The sequence below is a fragment of the Paenibacillus sp. J31P13 genome, assembly GCF_056269295.1.
This window is the reverse complement of record NZ_JBWDNR010000002.1, coordinates 147,891-171,854: the sequence shown is the minus strand read 5'-3', so window position 1 is coordinate 171,854 and position 23,964 is coordinate 147,891. Positions and strand designations below refer to the sequence as shown.

Here is a 23,964-nt window from a genome sequence, read left to right as displayed (position 1 = left end):
TTTGCATTTATTTAATTAGTTAATTCGCAACGATGTTGACAAGCTTGCCTTTTACAGCAATTACTTTACGGATCGTTTTACCAGCGATTAACTCTTGTACTTTCTCAAGCTCCTTCGCTAAGCTCTCCATTTCAGCTACGTCCATATCAGCTGCGATGGCAACACGGTCCGCGATTTTACCATTAACCTGTACAACAATTTCAACTTCTTGGTCCACAGTCCAAGCTTCCTCAAACGATGGGAAAGCAGCGTATGAAAGTGAATCTGTGCGACCTAGCTTTTCCCAAAGCTCTTCGGCTATATGAGGCGCAATTGGTGAAATCAATTGTACGAATTGCTCCATTGCCGCTTGTGGCAACACATCTGTTTTGTATGCCTCATTGACGAAAATCATCAACTGACTAATAACAGTATTGAAGCGCAAGCCTTCATAGTCCTCTGTAATCTTCTTGATCGAACGATGCCATGTGCGTTTGAATGCATCACTCGTATCGCCATCACTAATTTTCGCATTCAAGCTGCCATCCTCATTAACGAACAGACGCCATACACGGCTTAGGAAGCGATATGTGCCTTCTACGCCGTTAGTGTTCCAAGGCTTAGTTGCTTCCAGTGGACCCATAAACATTTCATACATCCGAAGAGTATCTGCACCAAATTCGTTGACGATGTCATCCGGATTGATGACGTTGCCGCGAGACTTGGACATCTTCTCGTTATTATTGCCAAGTATCATACCTTGGTTTACCAATTTATGGAACGGCTCTTTGGTATCTACTACACCGATATCATAAAGCACCTTATGCCAGAAGCGAGCATAGAGCAAGTGAAGAACAGCATGCTCTGCGCCACCGATATACAAATCAACCGGCAACCATTCCTTTTGTTTCTCTGGCGAGCAAAGCTCTTTGTCATTCTTCGGATCGATGAAGCGCAGATAGTACCAGCAGCTTCCTGCCCATTGCGGCATTGTATTCGTCTCGCGACGTGCCTTCATGCCTGTTTCTGGATCAATGGTGTTAACCCATTCCGTTACGTTCGCAAGAGGAGATTCGCCAGTTCCAGAAGGCGTTATCGCATCTACATCCGGTAATAGCAACGGAAGCTGATCCACAGGAACGGTCTTCATCGTGCCATCCTCCAAATGAAGAATTGGAATCGGCTCACCCCAGTAGCGTTGACGGCTGAACAACCAATCGCGCAGGCGATAAGTAATCTTTCCTTTACCTTTGCCTGAATCATCCAAGTGTTGAATCATTTTTGCAATTGCTTCTTCATTTGTCAGACCATCTAGGAATTCAGAATTGACATGCGGGCCATCGCCAGCATAGGCTTCCTTCGAAATATCCCCGCCTTGCACGACTTCTACGATAGGAAGGTCGAATTGCTTAGCAAACTCCCAGTCACGAGCATCATGACCTGGTACCGCCATAATAGCGCCTGTTCCGTAGCCAGCAAGAACGTAATCTGCTATCCAGATCGGTGTTTTCGCGCCATTTACAGGATTAATGGCGTAAGCTCCAGTGAACACACCTGATTTATCTTTGGCGAGATCTGTACGCTCCAGGTCGCTTTTCCGTGCTGCTGCTTCCTGATAAGCCACAACAGCTGCTTTTTGCTCCGCTGTAACAATTTTTGCAACAAGCTCATGCTCAGGTGCTAATACGCAGTATGTCGCACCAAATAGCGTATCTGGACGTGTTGTAAAAACAACCAGTGCTGCATCATGTCCGTCAATATCAAAGGTTACTTCCGCACCTTTAGATTTACCGATCCAATTGCGCTGCATATCCTTAATGCTCTCGGACCAATCCAGCTCTTCCAAATCCTCTAACAAACGCTCTGCGTATTCCGTAATTCTCAGAATCCACTGACGCATAGGCTTGCGAACAACCGGATGATTTCCACGTTCGCTCAGACCATTAATAACTTCCTCATTCGCAAGCACAGTACCCAGTGCTGGACACCAGTTAACGGAAACCTCAGCAGAATAAGCAAGTCCTCTATTATACAATTGAATAAAAATCCATTGTGTCCATTTGTAGTATTCCGGATCTGTCGTGCTGATCTCACGATCCCAGTCATACGAGAAGCCCAGTGATTTGATTTGTCTGCGGAAATTATCGATATTCTTGAATGTGATGTCACGCGGATGCTGCCCTGTATCCAGTGCATGCTGCTCCGCCGGCAAACCGAAAGCATCCCAACCCATTGGATGAAGCACATTGTAGCCCTTCATTCGTTTGTAACGGGATACGATATCTGTAGCTGTATAGCCTTCCGGATGTCCTACATGAAGACCTGCTCCAGATGGATATGGGAACATATCTAACGCATAAAATTTAGGTTTATCTGCGTCCTCTGTCGTTTGAAAGGTTTTGTTCTTATCCCAATATTGCTGCCATTTCGGCTCGACAACAAGCGGATTATAGCCTTGTGTTTGCTGTTCTTGACTCATCTGTAATTGTCCCCCTAAAAATAATCTCATACTGTATTAAAAACATAAAACCTCTCGCCCCTAGCGATAATCGCTAGGGACGAGAGGTTGTTCTCCCGTGGTACCACCCTAGTTAGCGTCAGGCATGCTTTGCCTATTCGCTCACTTGTCGCCTTTATCGCAGGCCAAACGGTACGATTGTATATCGATGACAAGCATCGATACATATGCCGCACAGCTCCAAGGTGAGCTTCATTTCGCTGCAGGTCCGGCTTGCACCATAAGTCACCGGCTCTCTTTGCCTCACACACGAAATTACTGTTCCTCTTCAACGCTCCATATGTATAAAACATTACTTCGATTATAAGGATCAGGGAGTTCGGTGTCAAGAGAACCGTATGTTCACGCTTGTACTCTGTACCAATATTCATATTGCTGGACATAGCCTATTTTATCGTAAAGTCGATTAGCTGGGGCATTATCTTTTACTACTAGTAAATAGCCTTGCTTCGCACCATTGTTCTTCCCCCAATGCAAAATATGCGATATGAGCTGTGTCCCAAAGCCAAGGTTCCGTTTCTCTGGATCCGTAACGATATCATATAAGCCGATCCAGCCATCCTCGATGACGGCTAAGCCGCATGCAACAGGTATTCCATTTTGATGCAAAATGGCAAAGCAGCGCTGAAACGGCGACCTTTGCTCCAGCATTTTCCGGGTAACCTCTCTCTGATTATCCGAAAGCCGATTAAACATCGTAACGACATCCAACCATGTTTCTGACAATTCCTCTTCAAACCAAATGTCAGCATCTGACGGTATTTGCAATTGGTCCAGATGCATCATTTTAACAAGTGTACGATCGACTTGCTCATACCCTCGCGAAGCAAGCTCTTCGTCCAGCGTTGCCGGTTGAATGAAAGGCGTTATTTTAAAAACCGTACGATTCCCTTGTCCCTCATACCACTGTTCACATTTCAATAGCTTTTCCTCAAGCTCTAAGGTGTTTCCATAAATTGCCTGAATAGAATTAGAACGTTTCGTATAACCCTCATTAAACCGAAGCAGCCACCCATCATAGACGAGCGTTTGCAGTGCCGGCCAACCGTTCAAGCTCATTTCCTCGATTCGAAAATGAAGACGATTCGCAATCTGCCCCTTATGATGCTGGTCATGCCAAATAAAATCCTTCAAATATTGCGCTGTTGAAAATGGATTCCCGTCTCCATCTGTATACATGGCTTCATATTGCTCATCTGTTAATCCAGCTATTGCGTCTAGTATATGTTTGCGACTTCTTACAGCTCCGCTTGTCAATTCCTCTATGGAAGTTTGCTTCCCGTATGTCTTGGCTCTCTCATTAAATTCGTCATAATCCAAATGCTTAACCGTAAGCGGTTTGCCCGTTCCTAGTTTAGCAATCGCTTCTTCATAGAAATAGTCATCCCACTGCAAAATATGTGAGACTACCTCGCGAAAGGACCACTTCCCTGGAGCAATTTTCTGATTCCAAATCTTCTCATCGTATTTGCTCAAATCGGTAACAAATGATAGCCAGTGCCCAAACTCCTCTAACAGCTGCGCTTTTTCGGTATTCATATGTAGGCACTCTCCCTTGAATATGATGGTGGAAAAAATAATTATTTCCAATATCATACAGTACAACTAGAGCTGGATCTAGATTTTTTTATGTTTATTGTTCCTGACTGTCAAAAGATGACTTTGTGTGAGCACAACATGATCTGAATAAAGAAGCTAAAGGTATTGTATAAACATGAATTGATCGATGGCGTTTATAAAGATAATCTGCTATATCGAATATCACTGGATGAATTTTCTGTATTAGACGCTTTATAGAATAACGCATTTCTTCCTTTTGGGATTAAATTTTGATTAGGTTAGATATGTTAAATAAGTGGTTGAGGAATAGGAGGAGGGAATGCGGTGGATAAGACTAGAAATATGGAGCAGACAGGTTGTATGTGATCAAAGGAGTCCAAATCGCTGCAGCTGCTCCATCTGATTCTCTTTCAGCAAGATTTCCCGCTGCATTAGGCCCAGCAGATCAAAATGAGGATACTCTGACCTTGCATGAATATAGCGGGGATTAAGCCCATGCCGAACACACCAACGTGACAATTTATCCATATCGGCACAACCAACCTTCGTTACCGTTCGCATATCTGGGAATCGAGGGTCTAGCCAATAATGCGTGAGAAAAGCAATTTCCCCGCTTGCGACTGCCTCCTTCCACTTCACCATCTCCGATCTTTTTATGCCGAATGCCATACCATCACTCCTTAAAAGATTTGTTACACAAAACTTACTCCGCAAGCATCAACTTTAATTTGTGTAACAAATCTTACTTCGTAAGCATCCGCTTAGATTTGTTACACAAAACTTACTCCGCAAGCATCAACTTTAATTTGTATAACAAATCTTACTTCGTAAGCATCCGCTTAAGATTTGTTACACAAAACTTACTCCGCAAGCATCAACTTTAATTTGTGTAACAAATCTTACTTCGTAAGCCTACCCAATAATATTTTTAACGCGACCAACTTGACCATCAGCTAATCTTACTTTTATCCCATGGGGATGCTTGGGTGAATTCGTCAAAATATCCTTTACAACACCGCGTGTAAGCTTGCCTGTTCGTTGATCCTGCTTCAATACAATATCTACCTCTAACCCTGATTTAATCGCTGACCGCTCTGTACCACTCATCTTTTATCATTCCTCTGCTGCTCTAATGTTGTTTTTTAGCATAGCATATGCAAAGTAAAGATGCACATTATAAGGACAACTGTTATACTTAACATCAAACGATGTAAACGAAATGAGGAAATGGATTAATGTCTACCGCATTTAGCGCTCTGGGTATAACACCCAAGTTAAGCGAATTGCTTCATCAAGATGGAATTATCGAACCGACACCGGTTCAAAAGCAAGCCATACCTTTGCTTCTTAATGGGCAGGATGTCATTGCACAAGCACAAACAGGTACAGGCAAAACCATTGCTTTTGCTTTGCCTATCCTGCAAAGAATTAATGTTGAGAAAGAGCAAACGCAAGCCTTGATCTTAACACCGACAAGGGAGCTTGCTATTCAAATAACGAGCGAGCTTAAAAAGCTTGTCTCAGCTGTTGGCGCTACCGTATTGGCTGCATATGGCGGACAAGACGTAGAAGCGCAAATTCGCAAGCTTCAACGCTCGCCCCATATTATCGTCGCAACACCTGGACGACTTATTGACCATATGAAACGTGAAACCGTTAACCTCGGCAAGCTGCAAATGCTTGTGCTTGATGAGGCTGATCAAATGCTTCACATGGGTTTCTTGCCAGATGTTGAAAGCATTATCACGCAAACGCCAAGAGCGCGTCAAACGATGCTGTTCTCTGCAACAATGCCTGATGCTATCCGTAAATTAGCAGGAGAATATATGAAAACACCTGCTGATATTCGCGTGCGCAGCACAAACGTAACGCTTGATAGCATTACTCAAATTGTGTATGAGACGACAGATAGAAGCAAGCAGCAATTGCTTGTTCAATTGCTGGAGCGTCATCAGCCTTACCTCGCTGTTATTTTTTGCCGGACAAAGGTTCGCGCTAAAAAATTGAACAAAGAGCTGCAGGAGCTTGGCATTCAATCCGATGAGCTTCACGGTGATTTAACGCAGGCAAAGCGCGAGCAGGTCATGAAGCGTTTTAGAGACGCTCGTCTTCAAGTTCTAATTGCAACAGATGTAGCCGCACGCGGTCTCGATGTCGAAGGTGTTACTCATGTATACAACTACGATGTACCGCAGGATGGTGAGCTTTATATCCACCGTATCGGAAGAACGGGTCGCGCTGGTCAAGAAGGCGCAGCTATTACACTAGCTACTCCTTATGATAAAAACCATCTCCTTCTCATTGAGCAAAGCATAAATGCAAGACTGGTACGTCGTTCTATCGATAGTGAAGGCGTGGAAACTTCCGTGCGCTCTCAGCCAGGTGAACGAGTTGAAAGACCTCGCGGCGCTTCGGGCAGAAGCAGCAGCGCTCGCAGCGGCAGTGGTAAACCACAGTCAGGCGGCGGTCGTCGTGGGGCTCGTGAACAAAACAGTCAGCAGGATCGCAAGCCAGGAGGCCGTAGAGGCCAACGTGAAACCGTTCGTCCCGCTACAGGCAGAAGAAGCGAGCGTACGACTGAATCGGCTGGACAATCCACTGAAAACAGAGGCGAAACCACGGGCTGGAATGCACGTCGAGGTGAACGCTTCGACAACAACAGTGCTGGCAGCGGCGAGCGCTCTGGCAATCGAAGCGGCGGAGGCCGCAGTGGAGATCGTTCTAATAACCGCAGCAGTTCAGGACGCGGCGGAGAACGATCTGATAATCGCGGTAGTGAACGTTCAGCTGGACGAGCTAGTTTCGGCAGTCCACGTGGTGACGAGCATGTTGCAGGACGCGGAACAGCTTCTGTTGACAGTCCTTGGACTGCAGCACGTGGCAAAGCCGATATTGCAGGAAGAGTTGATCCCCGTGGTGCTGTTCGCGGCAAAGCCCAATCTGGCGGACGCGGCGGACAACGCGGCAATTCATCAGCTGGCGGTCGCAATCAATCACAATCCGGTGGACGCAGCTTCGGCGGCAGCTCCTCAAGCAAGCCTCGCGGCGGCGGACGCAGCCGCTAAACCAAACATTCAAAGGCACACGCTCTCTCGCGTGTGCCTTTTTTTATGCATGATACTCTTCGTTCATCTCCCGTCTCCCATAATCGCCAAGCCAACTAGCAATAATCCCGCCCATTTTTGAATAACCAAGACAAATGTCCATCCGCTCCCGGGCTAATTGCATACTATACGGTATACTGAACTATGGGATAACGCACAATTATCGATTCTCCCGAGCTCGGAATTCCATCATATAAGGAGGAATTAGCATGTCCGGTGTACATGGAGGTTTTTCGTCGGTAGGCGTAATTTTGGTCTTGTTCATTCTTCTGGTCATTATCTCCAGATCAGTTTTGGTCTAAAGATATACGTATAGCCAGAATAAAAAAACCGCCGGAGAAGTAACCTCCGGCGGTTTTCATGATTATACCCTATACCCAAGCATACTCGCGAATCGCATGTGCAACGCCGTCTTCACTGTTGGAACGGGCTACCGCTTTTGCTGCTTGTTTCACAGCATCCGGCGAATTGCCCATGGCAATGCCCATTCCTGCGAATTGAAGCATAGAAATATCATTATAATAATTCCCGATTGCTAGAATACGGCTCGGATCAATTTCACGAATGAGAGCCAGCTGCTGCAAAGCCTTTCCTTTGTTCGCCTCTGCATGGTTTACATCAATAAAGAAATCACCGCTGCGAATCGACTTTAGAAGCGGAGGCCAGCCCTCCCACTCTGCTTGTACATCATCCATCTTTTCTTTGCTGCCAAAAACCGTAAATTTAACCAAGCCCTGCGGCAGCCCTTGCTGGAAATCCCAAATTTCAGGTTTAGCATGAAAGCGATTATACATAGCCTCTGCCTCAGGAGTTACACTCTCCACCATCATATCAAATGCTGTATTCAAATCGAAATGAATACCGTGCTCCCGACAGTAATTTATAAAGGTCAACAGCTGGTCTGGAACCATATCAAACTGATGAACCACCGATTTGTCATCTGCATTAACGGTTGCTGCACCATTATGTGTAATGACGGTTCCTCCTAGTCCAAGCTCCTCTAATATTGGAATCGCGCCTGATGGGCCCCGTCCTGTACATAAGACAATTTGTGCGCCGTAGTCGGCAGCCTCTCGTACAGTATCCCGAATTTCCTTCGTCAGTACATGATCATCCGTCAATAAAGTACCATCGACATCCAAAGCAATCAAGTCATATTTTAAACTCATACTCTCACTCCTGTCTCCATTTCTGTATCTATATCTATTTTCTATTCTACACTGCAGCAGTAAGAAACTAGTTAAAAAAAAGGATTAGCCACGCTTATGCATACGAAGACTTTCTATTTCATCTTCCGTAAGCTCTCTGTATGAGCCTTCCGGTAAAGCTTCATCCAGTTTTAGCGGTCCCATTGTTACCCTTTTCAAGTATACGACCTTTTTATCGACTGCTTCAAACATCCTTTTCACCTGGTGAAATTTACCTTCCATAATCGTGAGCGAGATTGAAGAAAATATCTCATTCTCCCGCTGCTCTCTGTTCAATATCTGCAGTTCAGCTGGCATCGTGATATAGCCGTCTTCAAGCGTCACGCCTGCAGTAAACAGTTGCTTATCTTCTTCTCCTACATCACCTTGTACGATCGCTTCATACGTTTTGGCAACATGCTTTTTAGGAGAAAGCAGCTCATGAGCAAGCTGTCCATCATTCGTTAGCAGCAGTAATCCAACTGTATCTTTGTCTAGCCGCCCCACAGGGAAGGGCTCCCTTAGTCTGTCTTCCGCTTCCAACAAATCGATAACCGTACGCTCGCGACTATCCTCTGTTGCAGAGATGACGCCTTGCGGCTTATTCAACATGAAATAGACAACATCTCGATATTGGACTGGAATGCCGTCAAAAGCGACTCCACCCTGATCCGAATCTACGATGATTCCACTATCTTTAATCACTTTACCTTCTACCGTAACTCTGCCAAGCTTAACCGCTCTCTTGATCTCGCTGCGTGTGCCAAGTCCCATATGGGCCAGCAGCTTATCCACCCTTATTCGTTTGCCCATTTTACATCCATCTCCATCCTGCTGGCAATTCATTTTTGATCATGCCTTGCGAGTATTTCCCCCATCCGATTGGAAACCCATCCGCGCATACAAGAACATAACCTTTATGAGGCACACCGTTTCTGGTCAAAATTTCTTCTTCCTCAGCAAAAATTGTTTCTCCTTTTAAAAAACGAAGCGTTTGCGGATCATCGGATGACCAATTGACGGAGCGAACAGCTTCCTCCCGAGTTAATCCCATTGCCAGCGGATGCGAGGGCTCAATTCGTCCCCTTTTTGCCTCACCAACATACCAGCCTGCTCTTACAACACGCAAGCCGTCAAGAGGAGGCAGTTCTGCAGGTTGAATATAGATCCGTGAGCCATAGGCCACTACACGTCCAAACCAATCCATTTCTTCAACTGCAAATTGCTTGGACTGCTCTCTCCATAAATCGATTGGATTAGCTTCCTCTTCTACAGTGCGAGCAGCAGCCATTCGTTCTGCAGCTTCTCTCTTGCTGGAAATACGCTCCACGCCTGCGTTTTGCCATTCTTTTTTTGTTTGACGCTTCGCTTCACGCCGCTGGTCACGATGATCTGGTTGCTTGTCAGCATGCTTCCCAGCATTTCGCGATTCACGTTTCGAGCCTCCGCCTGTCATTGCGATCGAAGCCTTGCTTGACGCCGCAGTACTGCTGCTTACACGCAAGACTTCAGTCTCGGAACGGCCTTCCCCAGCTTGCTGGTCACGTTCACCATCGCGTCGCAGCACAGCTACATAATGTCCTTCTCCTTCAATGTGATGAGGCCAGAGCCTAGCTGTTCCTTCTATGCTCTGAAGCCGGTCACTCGCAAGCTGTCCATTATCTCTAACTAAGTCCGCTCTACCCGCCTGCCAACCATAATTATGCGGAATCGCCTGAATATGAAAATCTTGATTATCCGCCAAAAATGCAGCGATTTGTTCCTCGTTCTCCTCAGGTGAGAAGGTGCATGTTGAATAGACCAGTATACCGCCAGGCGCAAGCATGCTAGCAGAATGACGCAATATATCACGCTGCATAACGGAACAGCGTTCAACGGAATGCTTCTCCCATTCTGCGATCATAGATTCATCCTTGCGGAACATCCCTTCTCCAGAGCATGGCGCATCGACAAGTATACGATCGAAAAATTGTGCGAAAACAGGAGCAAGCCTTACCGGCTCCTCATTCAAGACCACCGCGTTGCGCACACCTGCAAGCTCTATATTTTTTGCCAATGCCTTAGTTCGCTCTTTGGCGTTATCATTTGTAACCAGCAGACCTCTCCCTTGCAGTTTTCCTGCTATTTGAGTGGATTTACCGCCAGGCGCAGCGCATAAGTCAAGGACACGATGACCCGGCTGGATATCCATAAGTTCAACGGGCGTCATAGCACTTGGCTCCTGAATATAATAAAGACCGGCATGGTAATGTGGATGTTTCCCCGGTCTCTCGCCCTCTTTGTAATACAGCCCATCCTGAGACCATGCAATAGGACGCACATTAGGGCTCATTTCAGAAAGCTGCTTCCAAGCTTCAACGGTTAGCTTTAAGCGATTGATTCTAAGTCCATAAACGCGCGGAGCATCATAGGATGACATAAAATTGTCATATTCATCTCCAAGCAGTTTTTCCATTTTTTCCGTGAAAAGTCGTGGTAAATTGCCGATCATACCGCTTCCTCCTGCCAATTATTATCACTCTAGCTGCTCTTACATACTCATGCTACTTTGTTATATAATATATTAAAGTAAGGACATGCCGTCTTACTTGCGGTATGCCAACTAAAAACTTGTTTCGGAGGTAGCCAAATTTTATGAAAAAGAAAAAGAAAACCAAAATGATTTACGTATACATCTCAATCGTTGTTATTCTCTTTGGATTTATTTTTGTTCTAAACAATAGCGGTAAGGTTAATGCGTTGTATGACAAGCCTGTCTCTCAATTAAACCCGGAAACAAGAAAGCTTCTCGATAATCCTAACTATCAGAATATCATATTACCAGCTGATTTGGACAAGAAGGTTGCTGACAAAGAAGATTTCTTCGTTTATTTATTTGCATCTGACTGCACGCATTGCCAGTATACAACACCGAAATTAATGCCGCTTGTTGATGAGCTTGGCATCGATCTGCCGCAATTCAATTTAAGAGAATTCCCTACTTATTTCAATAAATACAATGTTGAGTATACACCAACACTCGCTTACTTCGAAAATGGTGTTGAGATTGATCGCATTGAAGGCGGTCTCGCTGAAGAGGGAACCGAAGGCTATTCCATTGATGATTTTAAAGCCTTTTTCAACAAACACACGGGAGCTGAAACCAAGTGATGGAGCGTGAGCGTCTAGCTGCAGAGAAAGCTGCCGAAGAACGAACAAGCTCTCGTATTCGCGGCTTTGTATATGCAATGCTTCTTGCATTTGCATTCATTACTCTACTTACAGCATGTGGGCTCTCCAACGATGATAAAGAAGGAGCTCAGCATATGCATGGCTCTGAAACATGGGAGGCTACCGCTTCCTATGATGCGATGCCGACCTTTCTTTCCGATTATACGCCTCACACAACCGAGCTTTACAAGGAGGTCCATGATCACATGGATCTCATGAGCGGCATTAACTGCTATTGCGGCTGTATGGATGGATCAGCAGTCGAGACGCCGCATGACTCGCTGCTGCGCTGTTATGTAGCTGAGCATCCCGCAGACAAAGAGAGTGTCACCTGGACAAATCATAGTACGAGCTGCGGCATTTGCAAGAAAGAGATGGAGGAAGTCATTTCTTTAAACAAGCAAGGCAAGTCGCCTGATGAAATACGTGAAATCATAGACACAAAGTTTAAACCTAAAAAATCCAGCAGCTAGTACGGTTAATAGCTGCTCATGCTACAAATTAAGAGGGTGTCCCGGCAGTGTATCTTACGCTGCCGGGACACCCTCTTCTATTTTTTATTAGCTTGATTGACTATAAATCAATTCTGATTGTTTTTCTTCGCTTTTCCGATAGCAGCTTGAATATCAAGCGACAATTGATTCAGTCCATAATAATCTTCTTTCTCGAAAAGCTCGTTGAATTTCATTTGAAATTGAGCTGCTTCACGAACCCGAAGAAAATAGTAGAGATCCTGAATCCCTTTCAGCGCATTGGAAACGACATTGGATTGTTCTTCGAATTCCGTCTGCGCATCTAGAATTTCTTTGCGGATGCTTGTCATTTCTGTATCAAGCTGAGAAGCTGCTTCTGCCGCTTTTTTCAAGCGTTCACGCACATCCTCAGGCAAGCTCTCTTTAAATTTATAATTTAGAGAATGCTCAATCGTAGCCCAGAAGTTCATAGCTAACGTGCGAATTTGTATTTCGGCGAGGACAATTTTGTAACCCAGCGCAGTCTGAACGGGATACTCTACAATCATATGATAGCTGCGATAGCCGCTGTCCTTGAAGTTTGTAATGTAATCCTTCTCGTATACAAGTGTCAGATCCCTGCGGCTTCGAATCAAGCCTGCAACACGGTGAATATCATCAACAAACTGACACATTATGCGAATACCCGCAATATCCTCAATTCCTGTTTCTAACTGATCAGACGGAACGTTTAGTCGTTTAGCCTTCTCTAAAATGCTTGATATTCGCTTCACCCGGCCGGTGACAAATTCAATCGGCGCATAGGCTTCCCTTATTTTCAATTCTACTCTCATCGTCTTAAATTTCACTTTAAGCTCTTCAACCGCTTGTTCATATGGCTGCAAAAAAAGATTCCAGTCTCTACCGTCCATCCGGCCTCCTCCTGTTCTTAACGATGATCTGCCCCTACTGCTTCTGCAATATTGCGGTAACCATCCCTATGTAAGCATTCCTTCAGACCGTTCGTCAGCTCTCGAAGTACGCCAGGCCCTTTATAAATAAGCGCTGTATAAATCTCAATTAATGATGCTCCCGCGCGGATTTTATCGTATGCATCCTGAGCCGTAAAGATACCGCCTGAGCCGATAATGGGCAGCTGTCCATCCGTCTGGCGATAAATAGCCCGAATGACCTCAGTAGAGCGATGAAGAAGCGGCTTACCGCTCATTCCCCCCGCTTCCTTAGCATTCTCATGAGAGAGGCCTTCCCGCGATAAGGTCGTATTTGTAGCAATAATACCTGAAACGCCGCTTTCCATAATCGCTGCTACTGTAAGCTCTAGCTGCTCATTCGTCATATCCGGAGCTATTTTTACGAGAACAGGCTTCGCTTTCTCGGCTTTTTTGGATGCTTGAGCATTTATTTCATTTTTCACAGCGCTTAGCAGTTTTTTAAGCTCATCACCATGCTGCAGATCACGTAAATCAGGTGTGTTAGGAGAGCTAATATTGACGACAAAGAAATCACCGTATGTATACAAATCCTGAATACATTTCTGATAGTCTTCATGCGCCAATTCATTAGGCGTCAATTTATTCTTGCCGATATTCACAGCGATCGGAATCCGGCTGTCTTTGCGCTTCGCTAAACGTTCCGCCATTGCCCCCGTGCCGTCATTATTAAAGCCCATTCGATTAATGAGCGCTTCATCAGAAGGGAGACGAAACAATCTCGGCTGGTCATTTCCTAGCTGCCCCTTCGGCGTTACGGTGCCTACTTCTGCAAATCCGAAGCCAATATTACGGAAGCCGTCCGCTACCTTGCCGTTTTTATCCAATCCTGCCGCGAGTCCAATTGGATGAGAGAAATGAAGACCAAATAGATCAGTTGCAAGCTCCGGCGACTCCGCTACGCCATACATTGCATGCATGATACCATTCATTCCAGGAACCTTGCTCCCTGTCTCCAAACCATCTAAAACAAGATGATGCGCTTTTTCAGGATCCATCCGAAAAAAAATAGGCTTTAAAATTGAAGAATAAAGCAACTTACCCACTCCGTTCTGAAATCTATGTTCTATACTGTCATTTTAACTTTTTTGAAACAAAAAGAAAAGAGCTTGCACAGGAGGTGCAAGCATCCATTATATTGCGGCTTGTCTAGAAAACGATTACAATGAAGTCATATTATCTATTACTATGAAACAGAGAGGTTGATTGTCAATGGGTTCAGCAAAAAGAAAACCGGCAACGATGAAAGTAAAACCAAAGGAAGAAGTTAATAAAAAAGCATTGATCTGGGTTGGTGCCATCGTTGGGATCGTTGTTATCGCAGTCGCTGTTCTTCTAGTTGTCTCCTAATAATTAATGAATGTTTATGATAACCATTTATAAATCTTTGCGGGATTGGTTTCATTCTGCCGCGGAATCAGCTCGAAGCGTTCTGCTGATTGCAGTGTTTTGGATGGAAGCGTCCCGTTTTTTATTTTCACAACAGTACCCATAGGCACCATATCATAAAGCTCCTCTACATCCGCTTTGCTCATACGAACACATCCAAGTGATTCATCCTTGCCAATGCTGTTTGGTTCGTCGGTACCATGAATGGCGTACAGCGTATTTGAAAGCGTCATGCCTCTGCTGCCAAATATTCCATCATCTCTCCCATTAGGGTTTTTCACCTTCTCGCTAATGTAGAAGCTTCCCTCTGGCGTTTCGTCCCCTCCAAGCCCCACTTTATAGCTGCGAACGATTATATCACCTTGAATGACAGCGAGACTATGTGTGGCTTTATCCACAACAATCTCCAGGGGCTGATTCCATTGCTTGTCCAGTATTCCGTTCGTACCTACAATTAGAGATGTTGTCTGTGCTTTGGAGGTTTCATTCGAATCGACTCCCTTATCAATAATCACGCTATCAGAACCCGCCTTTACACTTTCAGGCGCTCCCTTCTTCTTCAGCTTAGACAAGATGTCATAAAACATGGTCCTCATCCCATCCCTCTCCCCTGCCAACACATTATTAGGGTAAGGACGAATGAGATCATCCAGCTTCTCCGGCCATTTTTTATATTTGCGTTCATAATGATGAATCGCACTAGCTAGCGTCCAATGCGTCTCCTGCTGATTTCTCCATTTTTCGTATAATTCCGTTATGACCGATGAGTCTGATGGCTCACAGGAGCATGTCTCTCGATCAAGCATGCTAACTTGCAGCTTATTTCTTGGGTTGCCTTTATTCACACTCATCAAAAATCTGGTTTTTCCCGTCCACTTGCGCCAACCTGTTTCTTCCTCCAGCCGCGCCGTAATTGTCGTTTGCGGCAGCTGATCTCCAGCTGTCAGCATACTGCTCCAAGCGTTTCCTATAGGATTAAGCTCTTTCTTTTTAACATAGACCACACCCACAGAAGGAACAACGTCCTCAACTGCTGGTAATGGCTGTGCCGCTTCCTCTTTCTGAATGGCGGAGTTAGCTGGTATTAGCAATGCAAGGAAGAGCAGCAAAAAACCCAATAATGCGGCTCGTCGAGCCAGCTTTTTCTTTTTTTGCTTTCTGTCCCACTCCTTAAGCAATTGAAGCTGATTTTCCGAAAGCGGATGACTCTCATGCTCAAATGCATCATATACATCACCTGCTTGAATAAAGCAATAATTGGCTTTCCCTTCTTTGCCTGCAAGTAAATATTGCTTCCCCAGCAAATACCACCCCATCCCGTTCTCAGGATGCTGCTTTACAAATTGCTTTAAATAGAACATATCCTCAGGAGAGTCCATGCCTCATCCTCCCAACATTAGGTATAATCACTATATCGGCAGGAAGAGTTTATCTTTGTAATCAACTCCATTAATCTTATTAATCAAACAAAAAAAAAGCTCCTATCCACTGTCTCATCAGTGAATAGGAGCTTTGTCATAATTGCTATAAAAAATTAATAGTTAAATGGCACGTCAGCAATTTTAATGGAATCAGTAGGACAGCCGTCAGCTGCATCCTGCAAGTCATCATATAGATCTTCTGGAATTTCAGTATTTCCTGTATTTCCGTCTGCTTTATAAATAACTTCTGCTATGCCCTCATCGTCATAATCATAAATATCAGGTGCAGTAGCTCCGCAAGCTCCACAAGCGATGCACGTATCTTTTTCAACCCAAGTAAACTTACCCATGGAAATTCCCTCCTATAATAAATGTACCGTATAATCTCTTTCTCTACAGTCAAGCTTCACTCATCAATATATAACAAACTATCGTCCTTTTGCAAGGATGTACCACGAATTCGTTTATTCCTAATCAAGGTAGATGGGTCGTCACCCAGCATGCCTGCTGTTAATACTGCATCCTCGCCAAATTTATCCCTGAGCTTATCCATCGCCTTCGTCAAAGCTTCCTTGCGCGGCTGCTGCTCGTAGCTGAATAAGTCCAATTGCAGCGCTGAATCCTCAAGAAGAGTTAGATTTTGCAGCGTTACGCCAAGCAGTCGAATGCCCTCTCCGTTCCTCCAATGCTTGTCGTAAAGCTTACAAGCCTCCCTATAGATATCTTCAGTTGTTTGGGTCGCCGCGTCCATTGTATGAGATCGGGTGATCGTCGACATATCCGGTTTTCTGATCGTTATTTGCACCGTTGTGGCAACCAACTTTTGTCTTCGAAGCCGCCTTGCCGTTTGATCGGATAAATTAAGGAGTACTCGGTAAACATCCTCGCGAGCTGAAATGTCATTAGGCAGTGTTGTCGTATGCCCAATTGATTTGCTTTGCTCCCGATTGGGATTAACTTCCCCGTGATCAATACCGTGAGCAGCAGATTTCATCCAAGAGCCGACAACGCCAAAATGCTTGTTCAGCATCCTTTCATCTGTCGCTGCCAATTGACCAATCGTTCGGATATTCAACTTCTCCAGCTTATCCGCGGTTTTCTTCCCAATACCGAATAGCGTATCGCAAGATTTATCCCACAGAACATGCTTCACATCACGAATCCGAAGCACAGTAAGCCCATTTGGCTTCTTCATATCGGATGCCATCTTGGCGAGCAGCTTATTCGGCGCTAATCCGATGGAGCATGGCAATGACCATTCCGTTTGAATGCGACGCTGCAGTGTTTCTGCTATTTCAAGCGGTGATCCAAACATTTTCGAGCCTGTAATGTCCATATAGCACTCATCAATTGAAACTGCCTCTACAAGCGGAGTGAATTGCTTCGCCACAGACATAAAGCCATGAGAGTATTTGCGGTATAAATTAAAGTCAGGCTTTATCAAAATTAGGTCTGGGCAAAGCTTAAGCGCTTGCCGAACCGTCATCCCTGTCTTAATTCCTTTTTGTCTTGCTGGATAAGAGCATGTAACAAGGATGCCCTTACGCTGTTCTACACTGCCCGACACCGCAGTCGGCCTCCCCTTATACTTCTCAGGTTCCTCAGCTTCATGCACGGAGCAGTAGAAGGCATTCATATCCAAATGGATAATGACTCGGCCTTTGGCCGGATAATGCTCGTTGACATTCGACATCATTGTTGCTGCACCGCCTATTCCAGAACAATAAGCTTATTAATGGTCAATCACCATCAGCATACAATTCCAGTAGGGTCAAGTCAACGAACAGATATAATTACAGGACAAAAATTACAGCAACCACTCTACTTTCATTACAACAAGTGTTATAATATTAAATTATGATTTGAAAAGGCTATGAGTGAAGGAGGCGTCTCCATTATGACAAATAATATTTCAATCTTTGACACGACGCTGCGTGATGGTACACAAGGCGAAGGGATCAGCCTGTCAGCAGATGACAAATTGAAAATTGCCCAGAAGCTCGACACGTTGGGCGTTCACTATATTGAAGGCGGCAATCCGGGAAGCAATAGCAAGGATATTGAATTTTTCCAAAGGATAAAAGCATTCAATTTGAACGCGAAAATTACTGCTTTCGGAAGCACTCGGCGCAAAAACAGCTTAGCTGAGCAGGACGCGAGTCTCGTTCGCATTGCTGAATCAGGTGTTCCTGCGGCTACGCTCGTAGGAAAATCATGGGACTTCCATGTACATACCGCACTTCAAACGACTTTAGAAGAAAACTTATCCATGATTTATGATTCCGTTGCATTCCTGAAGCAAAACGGGATGGAAGCTTTGTTCGACGCTGAGCATTTCTTCGACGGCTACAAAAACAATCCCGAATACGCTCTTTCTGTCTTGAAGAAAGCACAAGACGCTGGTGCTAATTGGCTCGTGCTTTGCGATACGAATGGCGGCACGCTGCCAGGTGAAATTCATGATATTGTAACTCGCGTCAAGCAGGAACTAACCACTCCTATCGGTATTCACACTCATAATGATTGTGAGCTTGCTGTTGCTAATGCGTTAGCTGCTATTAATGCAGGGGCGCGTCAAGTGCAAGGAACGATCAATGGCTACGGAGAACGCTGCGGTAACGCTAATCTTTGTTCCATCATTCCTAATCTACAGCTCAAAATGAATTATGATGTATTGCCGGAAGAAAAACTTCGCAGCTTAACAGGTACCGCGCGCTACGTAAGCGAAATTGCCAATGTCCATATGCCGGTTGGCAATGCATATGTTGGTAACGCCGCTTTCGCGCATAAAGGCGGAATTCACGTCTCGGCTATTATGAAGGATTCTAAGACATACGAGCATATACAGCCAGAGCTTGTTGGCAATAAGCAGCGTATTCTTGTTTCTGAGCTGGCTGGACAAAGTAATATCATTTCCAAGGCGAAGGAATTGGGACTTGATGTTACAACGAACAATGAGAAAACAAAGTCCATAATGGATCAAATCAAAGAGCTGGAGCATCAAGGCTATCAATTCGAAGGCGCTGACGCCTCGCTAGAGTTGCTCCTTCGTGAAGCATTTGGCGATGAATCGGAAGAAGCTTTCCGAGTTGAATCCTTCAAAATGCATGTTGAGAAAAAGAACGGCCAGATGATATCAGAGGCCATCGTAAAAATAAACGTCGGCGGACAACAGGTGTATACCGTTTCCGAAGGCAATGGACCCGTTAACGCGCTCGATAACGCGCTGCGCAAGTCACTGGTGCAGTTCTATCCGAAGATCGAACAAATCCATCTATCAGATTATAAAGTCCGTGTAATCGACGAGAATGGCGCCACAGCAGGCAAGGTGCGCGTCCTCATCGAATCAACGAGCCTTGATAGTACATGGAGTACGGTTGGCGTTTCAAGCAACGTTATTGAAGCAAGCTGGGAAGCGTTGGTAGATAGTATTCGTTACGCACTTCTGGGCATGGACAAAATCGATAACGGACATGTAGATTCTGCTGATCGAATCGGACTTGTAAATCTGTAACCAAACAAAAAAGGACCGTTCTCACATGGCTTACATGCGAGGACGGTCCTTTTTGGGTTCATTTTCAATATCATCCACCTGCTACATCCATTTTGCTAATAAACGTTCCCACTCTTCATAAGTAATAACGCCATTAATCCGTTCCCTAATAACACCTTCGCTGTCAATGAGAAACGTCGTTGGAAAGGTATCGACTTTGTACTGCTTCGTAACATCGCCTACTCTATCCATTAATATTGGAAAAGTAAATTCATACTCAGCCACAAATTCACGCGCTGAGCGTTCCTTATCATATTTCGTTGCATTCACACCATACATCTGAATCTTATCTCCGTAAGCTTCACTCAGACGCTGCAAATCAGGCGCCTCCAGCTCACAAGGTCCGCACCAGGATGCCCAGAAGTTAACAAAGGTCAGCTTCTCTTGCTTCCCGCCCACTTGATAGGAACCCTCATTCATCCCTGGCAATTTAAACACGGTTGCTTCAAAACCAGCCTTTGGTTTAAAACCTTCGGCAGGAGCCGCGATTGTTGCTGCATCCGGATCATTTTTCATATATTGGAACACAGCTAAACCGGCAAACAAAAATGCAATGGTGAAAAGTGTAACTATGCGTTTCATGGGGTACCTTCCTTCTCGAGCATTTTCTTCCTTAATTCTCAAGCTTTATCGTATCATGCGTCGTATACAAGCTCAATACGCAGGACACATTAGCCATAAAAACGTCACCTAATATCATTATTCTTGGTCAATAAAGCCGCTTCCATACTTTGATTTAAGATTGTTGAACTTATTTGGCGAAGGTCCGTTATAATTAGGATTAGTATTTTATACAAGCAGGGAGACGTTTCAATGGAAGATCATGAAATCAAAGGCATCATAACGAAAGAGGCATATGAGCAGCTTATTAAACTTAGCGAGGAAGCATTACCGAATGAAGTTTGCGGCATCGTAGCCAGCAGTGCAATCTTTGAACAAATGGATATAACAAAAGACGCCAAGCAAACACCGGTTATAGATACGGTAATACCTATTGCAAATAACCATATAAATCCGACTCACTCTTTTTCCTTTGACCCCGTAGAATGGACGGCTGTTTATTATGAAATGCAAAAAAACCGACAATCACTTGTCGGTCTGTTCCACTCCCATCCACGGTCTGCAGCCATCCCGTCATCTAGTGACATAGAAGGCTTCTTACCAGCTTCCCAGCTATCTTATTGGATTATCTCATTAGAAAACGCTGATACGCCTCATATACAGCCCTACCGCCTCACACAAGGCGCGTTCATTTCTATGCCCTTAGTGTTTGCTTAAGTAAGCATATAAATCGCCTAGGGTAAAGATATTGCGCTCCAATATCCGTACCAAGTAATTTTGCCAAAGCTTGGCCGTCATAATAGAATCTTGAAGAGCATGATGCCTTTCTGTAATTGGAATACAGCAGCTCTCCAGCAAGTCATCCAAATTATAGCTATCCCGTTTTGGCTCCAGCCACTTTGCCACCATCATCGTATCAAGTACACGATGATTTAAATTAACCTTCGAAGTACGCCATAGAGCGGCATTAAGAAATTGCTTATCGTGACCAGATGCATGCGCGATAAGCAATCGCCTTCCCACAAACTCCATGAAGTCATGCAGTACCTGCATTAGATCCGGCGCATCTTGAACCATGTCGTTCGTTATCCCAGTTAATTCAACGATGGCTCTTGGAATCCTGCGCTTTGGGTTAACGAGACTGTAAAAGCTTTTACTCTCATCAAGCTCCCCGCCGCGGATTAGAACAGCCCCAAAAGATATAATTTCGTCTCCATTCATCGGATAAAAGCCCGTCGTCTCCAGATCAAACACGACAATCTCAAGTTCATTTAGCGGGGTATCCAGCATGGATTGCTTACGCTGCTCTTTGTTGACATTTCGAATAAACGCCATTTGCTGCGCATTGGGCGAGCCTAGCATAGAAGCGATGGCGGGTGTAAATCCTCCCATTTTGTAAAGATTCCACATTCGACCAACGCCATTTTGTTCCTTCATACATATACCACCGCCTTACGTCAGCCTGCCCATCGTTTGCTTGAATACTGCTTTTTGCAGCTTCTTGCCTAGACGCAGACTATTCTTAAGTTCATCGGTCATTTCCTTCGTCAGCTTTTCACTCGACAGCTTTCCGTTGCCTACATAATAACCTTGTTCGATCGACTCCGTTGTCATTAAACGTAGTCTTATAAATAATCTAAAGGCTTGTAAATAAATAGCTCCATCACTTTCAGTAAGCTTACCAGCCTCGATTAGTTTATTGATTCTATCCAAAGTTGACGTCTCACGAATGCCAAATTGGATAGATAATAGTCTAATCGAATTGACCATTGGAATATAAGCGCCATATTTGATATCTAGACTGCCCGCATCAAGGCCATACTGCTCCTTCAATAATTGACCGAAGATGCCTAGCAGCATTTTGTGACGCATCGTATTTTCAAGCATTCTCTTTAAAATAATAGGATGATTCAGCATATCCGTAAAGAATAAGTCCTTCAGCGCATCATGCAATCGAGCTTCTCCATACACATAACGGCAATCCGCAATGATGAGCAAATAGCGAACGGCTTCCCATGCCGGCTCCTCAAACCATTCATCAAGGCGCTGGCTCCATTCTGATAAGGAAAGACACCATTCTGGATTGCTGCTCAGTACATTCCCTTCACAAGGAGGATAGCCAGCCTTCTGTAATGACACAACAATAAGTGAGGACAGCTCTCTGAAATATAGTTTTACTTTCTCTGAATCAGTCACAGGATTCTCGTAGATCACTCCGCTGTCTTGATCGCTGGTTAATGTCTGCTCCTTACGCCCTCCGCTGCCGAACAATAAATATGCGTAAGGCACGGGGGGAGAACCCTTCCCCACCCGTGCCATTTCCGCTTCTGCGAGGATAATCGAACGCCTTATAATCGCGTCGTGCACCTCATTCAATTCTTCGTTAAATTGTTCGACCGGTCGCGTAGGGAGATGAGTTTTCAACTGATCCTGTACTTGATCCCGCAAGCTTCGCAGCATATCAGCATGATCAGCTGAGCCAATCTGCTTCAGCAGTTGCAAGCGCATCGGATCACTCATGCCACGCCTCTCCCCTCGATCAGCAAATCATGATTGCTCCTGTTATCCTTGAATGTTTGAGCTAGGTTTTTTCATTTGCTCAGGATAACCATAAGCGCCATGCTCACTTAGGTCAAGACCTACAATTTCTTGCTCTTCTGTCACTCGGAAGCCCATGATGAGTTTCATTACACCTAGCACTAGGAATGATGCCGCTAGTACGAATGCACCTACAACGACTACCGATTCAAATTGTACCCAGAGTTGTTTCCAGCTGCCTGTGTCGATCAAACCGCCTGTACCTACTCCTACTTTATCAGCTAGCAATTGCGTTGCAAAGATACCATTTGCTAGTGTACCCCAAATACCAGCAGCGCCGTGAACGGACAATGCATAGATGGGATCATCAACTTTGATTTTTTCGAAGAATTTTACACTGAAGAATACGAGAACACCGGCTACAAGGCCGATTACTACTGCTGCCCAAGGATCAACGAATGCGCATGAAGCTGTGATTGCTACAAGACCTGCAAGCGTACCATTAAGCATTGCTGTAATATCCGCTTTACCTGTAACTGCCCAAGAAATGAGAAGCGCTGCAACGCCGCCTGCGCCTGCTCCAAGCATCGTGTTAAAAGCTACAAATCCGAAGAATCCATCGCCGATTGCAACTGTACTACCTGCATTAAATCCGAACCAACCTACCCATAATAGCAATACGGAAAGAGCTGTGAAAACTTGGTTATGTCCTAAAATTTCATTTGCTGAACCATCTTTGTTAAATTTACCGATACGCGGTTTAAGTAATACTGTTGCTGCAAATGCTGCAAGCGCGCCTGTTAAGTGAACAACCGTGGAACCTGCAAAGTCTTGTGCTCCATCTGCAGCAAGCCAGCCGCCGCCCCAAATCCAGTGAGCAACCGTTGGGTAAATAATAGCTACAAAGAATAACGTGAATACGATGTATGAGGAAAGCTTAGCTCTTTCTGCGAAACCGCCCCAAGCGATGGAAAGGGATACAGCAGCAAATGCTAATTGGAATAAGAAGAATACTGTGCTAGGAAAGCTATCACCTTCAACTGCACTAATGGATGGATTGAAGAAGAAATCACCCCAACCAATTACTGCATTAATGGAACTATCACCGCCGAATGCAATGCCGTAACCAAATGCCCAATAAATAAGTGCTGCTAAACCAGTAGTGAAAATTGTTTTACCTGCAACATGACCGGCGTTTTTCATTCGAGTAGATCCTGCTTCGAGTAATATGAAACCACCTTGCATGAGTAGGACAAGTATAAAAGATAGCATAACCCAAAGTGAGTTGAGACCCATGTTTAGTGTTGCAGCTGAAGGATCTTCAGCGAACGCCGCTACTGGGAAGAGCAAAGTGAAAATCCCTAAAGCTAACATCGTTTTCTTAATCATTACGACCACTCCCTAAGTGTTATGTTTCCTTACATGCTAGGAAAGACTTAATGTCATTATAGTCAGAAGTGCTCATTTTGACAATACGTTTTT

Annotated in this window: 22 protein-coding genes and 1 other annotated feature; of the genes, 6 read left to right on the top strand and 16 right to left on the bottom strand. The window is 44.8% G+C overall.

The features are described from left to right. Positions 1 to 19 precede the first annotated feature (19 nt). The 4 genes from leuS to AC0YOD_RS06840 all read right to left on the bottom strand — a co-directional run bounded on the left by leuS (position 20) and on the right by AC0YOD_RS06840 (position 5,164). Positions 20 to 2,458, bottom strand: coding sequence for a leucine--tRNA ligase (leuS, locus tag AC0YOD_RS06855; protein ID WP_475798530.1), 2,439 nt, complete (start codon positions 2,456 to 2,458; stop codon positions 20 to 22). A gap of 72 nt (positions 2,459 to 2,530) precedes the next feature. Beyond that, positions 2,531 to 2,778 (bottom strand) — a binding site (T-box leader). Positions 2,779 to 2,839: 61 nt separating this feature from the next. Continuing rightward, positions 2,840 to 4,036 (bottom strand): GNAT family N-acetyltransferase, encoded by a 1,197-nt coding sequence (locus tag AC0YOD_RS06850; protein WP_475798529.1) that lies wholly within the window; start codon positions 4,034 to 4,036, stop codon positions 2,840 to 2,842. 387 nt (positions 4,037 to 4,423) lie between these two features. Then, the gene (locus AC0YOD_RS06845; protein ID WP_475798528.1) at positions 4,424 to 4,726 is read right to left on the bottom strand and encodes a hypothetical protein; all 303 of its coding nucleotides are present in this window, start codon (positions 4,724 to 4,726) and stop codon (positions 4,424 to 4,426) included. A gap of 243 nt (positions 4,727 to 4,969) precedes the next feature. After that, complete coding sequence (locus tag AC0YOD_RS06840) at positions 4,970 to 5,164, bottom strand: YwbE family protein (RefSeq protein WP_475798527.1); 195 nt, start codon at positions 5,162 to 5,164, stop codon at positions 4,970 to 4,972. A 128-nt stretch (positions 5,165 to 5,292) separates the two neighbouring features. On the opposite strand from AC0YOD_RS06840, the gene AC0YOD_RS06835 reads away from it, so the two are divergent. After that, positions 5,293 to 7,122, top strand: coding sequence for a DEAD/DEAH box helicase (locus AC0YOD_RS06835; protein ID WP_475798526.1), 1,830 nt, complete (start codon positions 5,293 to 5,295; stop codon positions 7,120 to 7,122). 410 nt (positions 7,123 to 7,532) lie between these two features. Here the strand turns inward: AC0YOD_RS06835 and AC0YOD_RS06830 are convergent, their stop codons facing one another. From AC0YOD_RS06830 to AC0YOD_RS06820, 3 genes are all read right to left on the bottom strand, one after another. Continuing rightward, positions 7,533 to 8,330: a Cof-type HAD-IIB family hydrolase gene (locus tag AC0YOD_RS06830; protein WP_475798525.1), complete on the bottom strand. Its 798-nt coding sequence runs from the start codon at positions 8,328 to 8,330 to the stop codon at positions 7,533 to 7,535. A gap of 84 nt (positions 8,331 to 8,414) precedes the next feature. Then, positions 8,415 to 9,161 carry a pseudouridine synthase gene (locus AC0YOD_RS06825; protein ID WP_475798524.1) on the bottom strand — a complete coding sequence of 249 codons (747 nt, stop codon included), beginning with the start codon at positions 9,159 to 9,161 and terminating at the stop codon, positions 8,415 to 8,417. Between the two features lies 1 nt (position 9,162). Continuing rightward, positions 9,163 to 10,839 (bottom strand): RsmB/NOP family class I SAM-dependent RNA methyltransferase, encoded by a 1,677-nt coding sequence (locus AC0YOD_RS06820; RefSeq protein ID WP_475798523.1) that lies wholly within the window; start codon positions 10,837 to 10,839, stop codon positions 9,163 to 9,165. Between the two features lie 143 nt (positions 10,840 to 10,982). On the opposite strand from AC0YOD_RS06820, the gene AC0YOD_RS06815 reads away from it, so the two are divergent. Together AC0YOD_RS06815 and AC0YOD_RS06810 are read left to right on the top strand one after the other, a co-directional pair. Further along, complete coding sequence (locus tag AC0YOD_RS06815; RefSeq protein ID WP_475798522.1) at positions 10,983 to 11,498, top strand: thioredoxin family protein; 516 nt, start codon at positions 10,983 to 10,985, stop codon at positions 11,496 to 11,498. Next, positions 11,498 to 12,031, top strand: a complete 534-nt coding sequence (locus tag AC0YOD_RS06810) for a PCYCGC motif-containing (lipo)protein (protein ID WP_475799315.1) — start codon at positions 11,498 to 11,500, stop codon at positions 12,029 to 12,031. Before AC0YOD_RS06815 ends, AC0YOD_RS06810 begins: the two co-directional genes overlap by 1 nt. A 107-nt stretch (positions 12,032 to 12,138) precedes the next feature. Here the strand turns inward: AC0YOD_RS06810 and yjbM are convergent, their stop codons facing one another. Both yjbM and AC0YOD_RS06800 read right to left on the bottom strand, forming a co-directional pair. Next, positions 12,139 to 12,942, bottom strand: coding sequence for a GTP diphosphokinase (gene yjbM / locus AC0YOD_RS06805; protein WP_475798521.1), 804 nt, complete (start codon positions 12,940 to 12,942; stop codon positions 12,139 to 12,141). 17 nt (positions 12,943 to 12,959) lie between these two features. Then, positions 12,960 to 14,057 (bottom strand): quinone-dependent dihydroorotate dehydrogenase, encoded by a 1,098-nt coding sequence (locus AC0YOD_RS06800; protein ID WP_475798520.1) that lies wholly within the window; start codon positions 14,055 to 14,057, stop codon positions 12,960 to 12,962. Between the two features lie 175 nt (positions 14,058 to 14,232). Here AC0YOD_RS06800 and AC0YOD_RS06795 point away from each other — a divergent pair, with 175 nt between their 5' ends. Then, positions 14,233 to 14,370: a hypothetical protein gene (locus tag AC0YOD_RS06795; RefSeq protein ID WP_475798519.1), complete on the top strand. Its 138-nt coding sequence runs from the start codon at positions 14,233 to 14,235 to the stop codon at positions 14,368 to 14,370. 14 nt (positions 14,371 to 14,384) lie between these two features. Here AC0YOD_RS06795 and AC0YOD_RS06790 read toward each other — a convergent pair whose 3' ends face one another. The 3 genes from AC0YOD_RS06790 to AC0YOD_RS06780 all read right to left on the bottom strand — a co-directional run bounded on the left by AC0YOD_RS06790 (position 14,385) and on the right by AC0YOD_RS06780 (position 17,523). Next, positions 14,385 to 15,788 (bottom strand): L,D-transpeptidase, encoded by a 1,404-nt coding sequence (locus AC0YOD_RS06790; RefSeq protein ID WP_475798518.1) that lies wholly within the window; start codon positions 15,786 to 15,788, stop codon positions 14,385 to 14,387. 155 nt (positions 15,789 to 15,943) lie between these two features. Further along, positions 15,944 to 16,180 carry a ferredoxin gene (locus AC0YOD_RS06785; RefSeq protein WP_475747090.1) on the bottom strand — a complete coding sequence of 79 codons (237 nt, stop codon included), beginning with the start codon at positions 16,178 to 16,180 and terminating at the stop codon, positions 15,944 to 15,946. Between the two features lie 56 nt (positions 16,181 to 16,236). Then, on the bottom strand, positions 16,237 to 17,523 hold the full coding sequence (locus AC0YOD_RS06780) for a DNA polymerase IV (protein ID WP_475799314.1): 1,287 nt from the start codon (positions 17,521 to 17,523) through the stop codon (positions 16,237 to 16,239). Positions 17,524 to 17,727: 204 nt separating this feature from the next. Here AC0YOD_RS06780 and cimA point away from each other — a divergent pair, with 204 nt between their 5' ends. Continuing rightward, a complete protein-coding gene (gene cimA, locus AC0YOD_RS06775) occupies positions 17,728 to 19,344 on the top strand; it encodes a citramalate synthase (protein ID WP_475798517.1) in 1,617 nt (538 codons plus the stop codon). Positions 19,345 to 19,425: 81 nt separating this feature from the next. On the opposite strand, the gene AC0YOD_RS06770 is transcribed toward cimA, so the two are convergent. Beyond that, a complete protein-coding gene (locus AC0YOD_RS06770; protein WP_475798516.1) occupies positions 19,426 to 19,965 on the bottom strand; it encodes a TlpA family protein disulfide reductase in 540 nt (179 codons plus the stop codon). A 231-nt stretch (positions 19,966 to 20,196) separates the two neighbouring features. Here AC0YOD_RS06770 and AC0YOD_RS06765 point away from each other — a divergent pair, with 231 nt between their 5' ends. Then, positions 20,197 to 20,661 (top strand): M67 family metallopeptidase, encoded by a 465-nt coding sequence (locus tag AC0YOD_RS06765; protein WP_475798515.1) that lies wholly within the window; start codon positions 20,197 to 20,199, stop codon positions 20,659 to 20,661. On the opposite strand, the gene AC0YOD_RS06760 is transcribed toward AC0YOD_RS06765, so the two are convergent. From AC0YOD_RS06760 to AC0YOD_RS06750, 3 genes are read right to left on the bottom strand one after another with little or no spacing between them, the layout of a single operon-like run. Continuing rightward, on the bottom strand, positions 20,647 to 21,381 hold the full coding sequence (locus tag AC0YOD_RS06760; RefSeq protein WP_475798514.1) for an exonuclease domain-containing protein: 735 nt from the start codon (positions 21,379 to 21,381) through the stop codon (positions 20,647 to 20,649). The two genes, AC0YOD_RS06765 and AC0YOD_RS06760, sit on opposite strands and share 15 nt — an antisense overlap. 15 nt (positions 21,382 to 21,396) lie before the next feature. Next, positions 21,397 to 22,464, bottom strand: a complete 1,068-nt coding sequence (locus tag AC0YOD_RS06755) for a DUF294 nucleotidyltransferase-like domain-containing protein (protein ID WP_475798513.1) — start codon at positions 22,462 to 22,464, stop codon at positions 21,397 to 21,399. 42 nt (positions 22,465 to 22,506) lie between these two features. Continuing rightward, on the bottom strand, positions 22,507 to 23,871 hold the full coding sequence (locus AC0YOD_RS06750) for an ammonium transporter (RefSeq protein WP_475798512.1): 1,365 nt from the start codon (positions 23,869 to 23,871) through the stop codon (positions 22,507 to 22,509). Positions 23,872 to 23,964: the final 93 nt, after the last annotated feature.

Excerpts from the sequence above, each read along its gene's own strand:
- leuS (WP_475798530.1), bottom strand. The coding sequence starts at position 2,458 with ATGAGTCAAGAACAGCAAACACAAGGCTATAATCCGCTTGTTGTCGAG.
- AC0YOD_RS06850 (WP_475798529.1), bottom strand. The coding sequence starts at position 4,036 with ATGAATACCGAAAAAGCGCAGCTGTTAGAGGAGTTTGGGCACTGGCTA.
- AC0YOD_RS06845 (WP_475798528.1), bottom strand. The coding sequence starts at position 4,726 with ATGGCATTCGGCATAAAAAGATCGGAGATGGTGAAGTGGAAGGAGGCA.
- AC0YOD_RS06840 (WP_475798527.1), bottom strand. The coding sequence starts at position 5,164 with ATGAGTGGTACAGAGCGGTCAGCGATTAAATCAGGGTTAGAGGTAGAT.
- AC0YOD_RS06835 (WP_475798526.1), top strand. The coding sequence starts at position 5,293 with ATGTCTACCGCATTTAGCGCTCTGGGTATAACACCCAAGTTAAGCGAA.
- AC0YOD_RS06830 (WP_475798525.1), bottom strand. The coding sequence starts at position 8,330 with ATGAGTTTAAAATATGACTTGATTGCTTTGGATGTCGATGGTACTTTA.
- AC0YOD_RS06825 (WP_475798524.1), bottom strand. The coding sequence starts at position 9,161 with ATGGGCAAACGAATAAGGGTGGATAAGCTGCTGGCCCATATGGGACTT.
- AC0YOD_RS06820 (WP_475798523.1), bottom strand. The coding sequence starts at position 10,839 with ATGATCGGCAATTTACCACGACTTTTCACGGAAAAAATGGAAAAACTG.
- AC0YOD_RS06815 (WP_475798522.1), top strand. The coding sequence starts at position 10,983 with ATGAAAAAGAAAAAGAAAACCAAAATGATTTACGTATACATCTCAATC.
- AC0YOD_RS06810 (WP_475799315.1), top strand. The coding sequence starts at position 11,498 with ATGGAGCGTGAGCGTCTAGCTGCAGAGAAAGCTGCCGAAGAACGAACA.
- yjbM (WP_475798521.1), bottom strand. The coding sequence starts at position 12,942 with ATGGACGGTAGAGACTGGAATCTTTTTTTGCAGCCATATGAACAAGCG.
- AC0YOD_RS06795 (WP_475798519.1), top strand. The coding sequence starts at position 14,233 with ATGGGTTCAGCAAAAAGAAAACCGGCAACGATGAAAGTAAAACCAAAG.
- AC0YOD_RS06790 (WP_475798518.1), bottom strand. The coding sequence starts at position 15,788 with ATGGACTCTCCTGAGGATATGTTCTATTTAAAGCAATTTGTAAAGCAG.
- AC0YOD_RS06785 (WP_475747090.1), bottom strand. The coding sequence starts at position 16,180 with ATGGGTAAGTTTACTTGGGTTGAAAAAGATACGTGCATCGCTTGTGGA.
- AC0YOD_RS06780 (WP_475799314.1), bottom strand. The coding sequence starts at position 17,523 with ATGTCGAATGTCAACGAGCATTATCCGGCCAAAGGCCGAGTCATTATC.
- cimA (WP_475798517.1), top strand. The coding sequence starts at position 17,728 with ATGACAAATAATATTTCAATCTTTGACACGACGCTGCGTGATGGTACA.
- AC0YOD_RS06770 (WP_475798516.1), bottom strand. The coding sequence starts at position 19,965 with ATGAAACGCATAGTTACACTTTTCACCATTGCATTTTTGTTTGCCGGT.
- AC0YOD_RS06765 (WP_475798515.1), top strand. The coding sequence starts at position 20,197 with ATGGAAGATCATGAAATCAAAGGCATCATAACGAAAGAGGCATATGAG.
- AC0YOD_RS06760 (WP_475798514.1), bottom strand. The coding sequence starts at position 21,381 with ATGAAGGAACAAAATGGCGTTGGTCGAATGTGGAATCTTTACAAAATG.
- AC0YOD_RS06755 (WP_475798513.1), bottom strand. The coding sequence starts at position 22,464 with ATGAGTGATCCGATGCGCTTGCAACTGCTGAAGCAGATTGGCTCAGCT.
- AC0YOD_RS06750 (WP_475798512.1), bottom strand. The coding sequence starts at position 23,871 with ATGATTAAGAAAACGATGTTAGCTTTAGGGATTTTCACTTTGCTCTTC.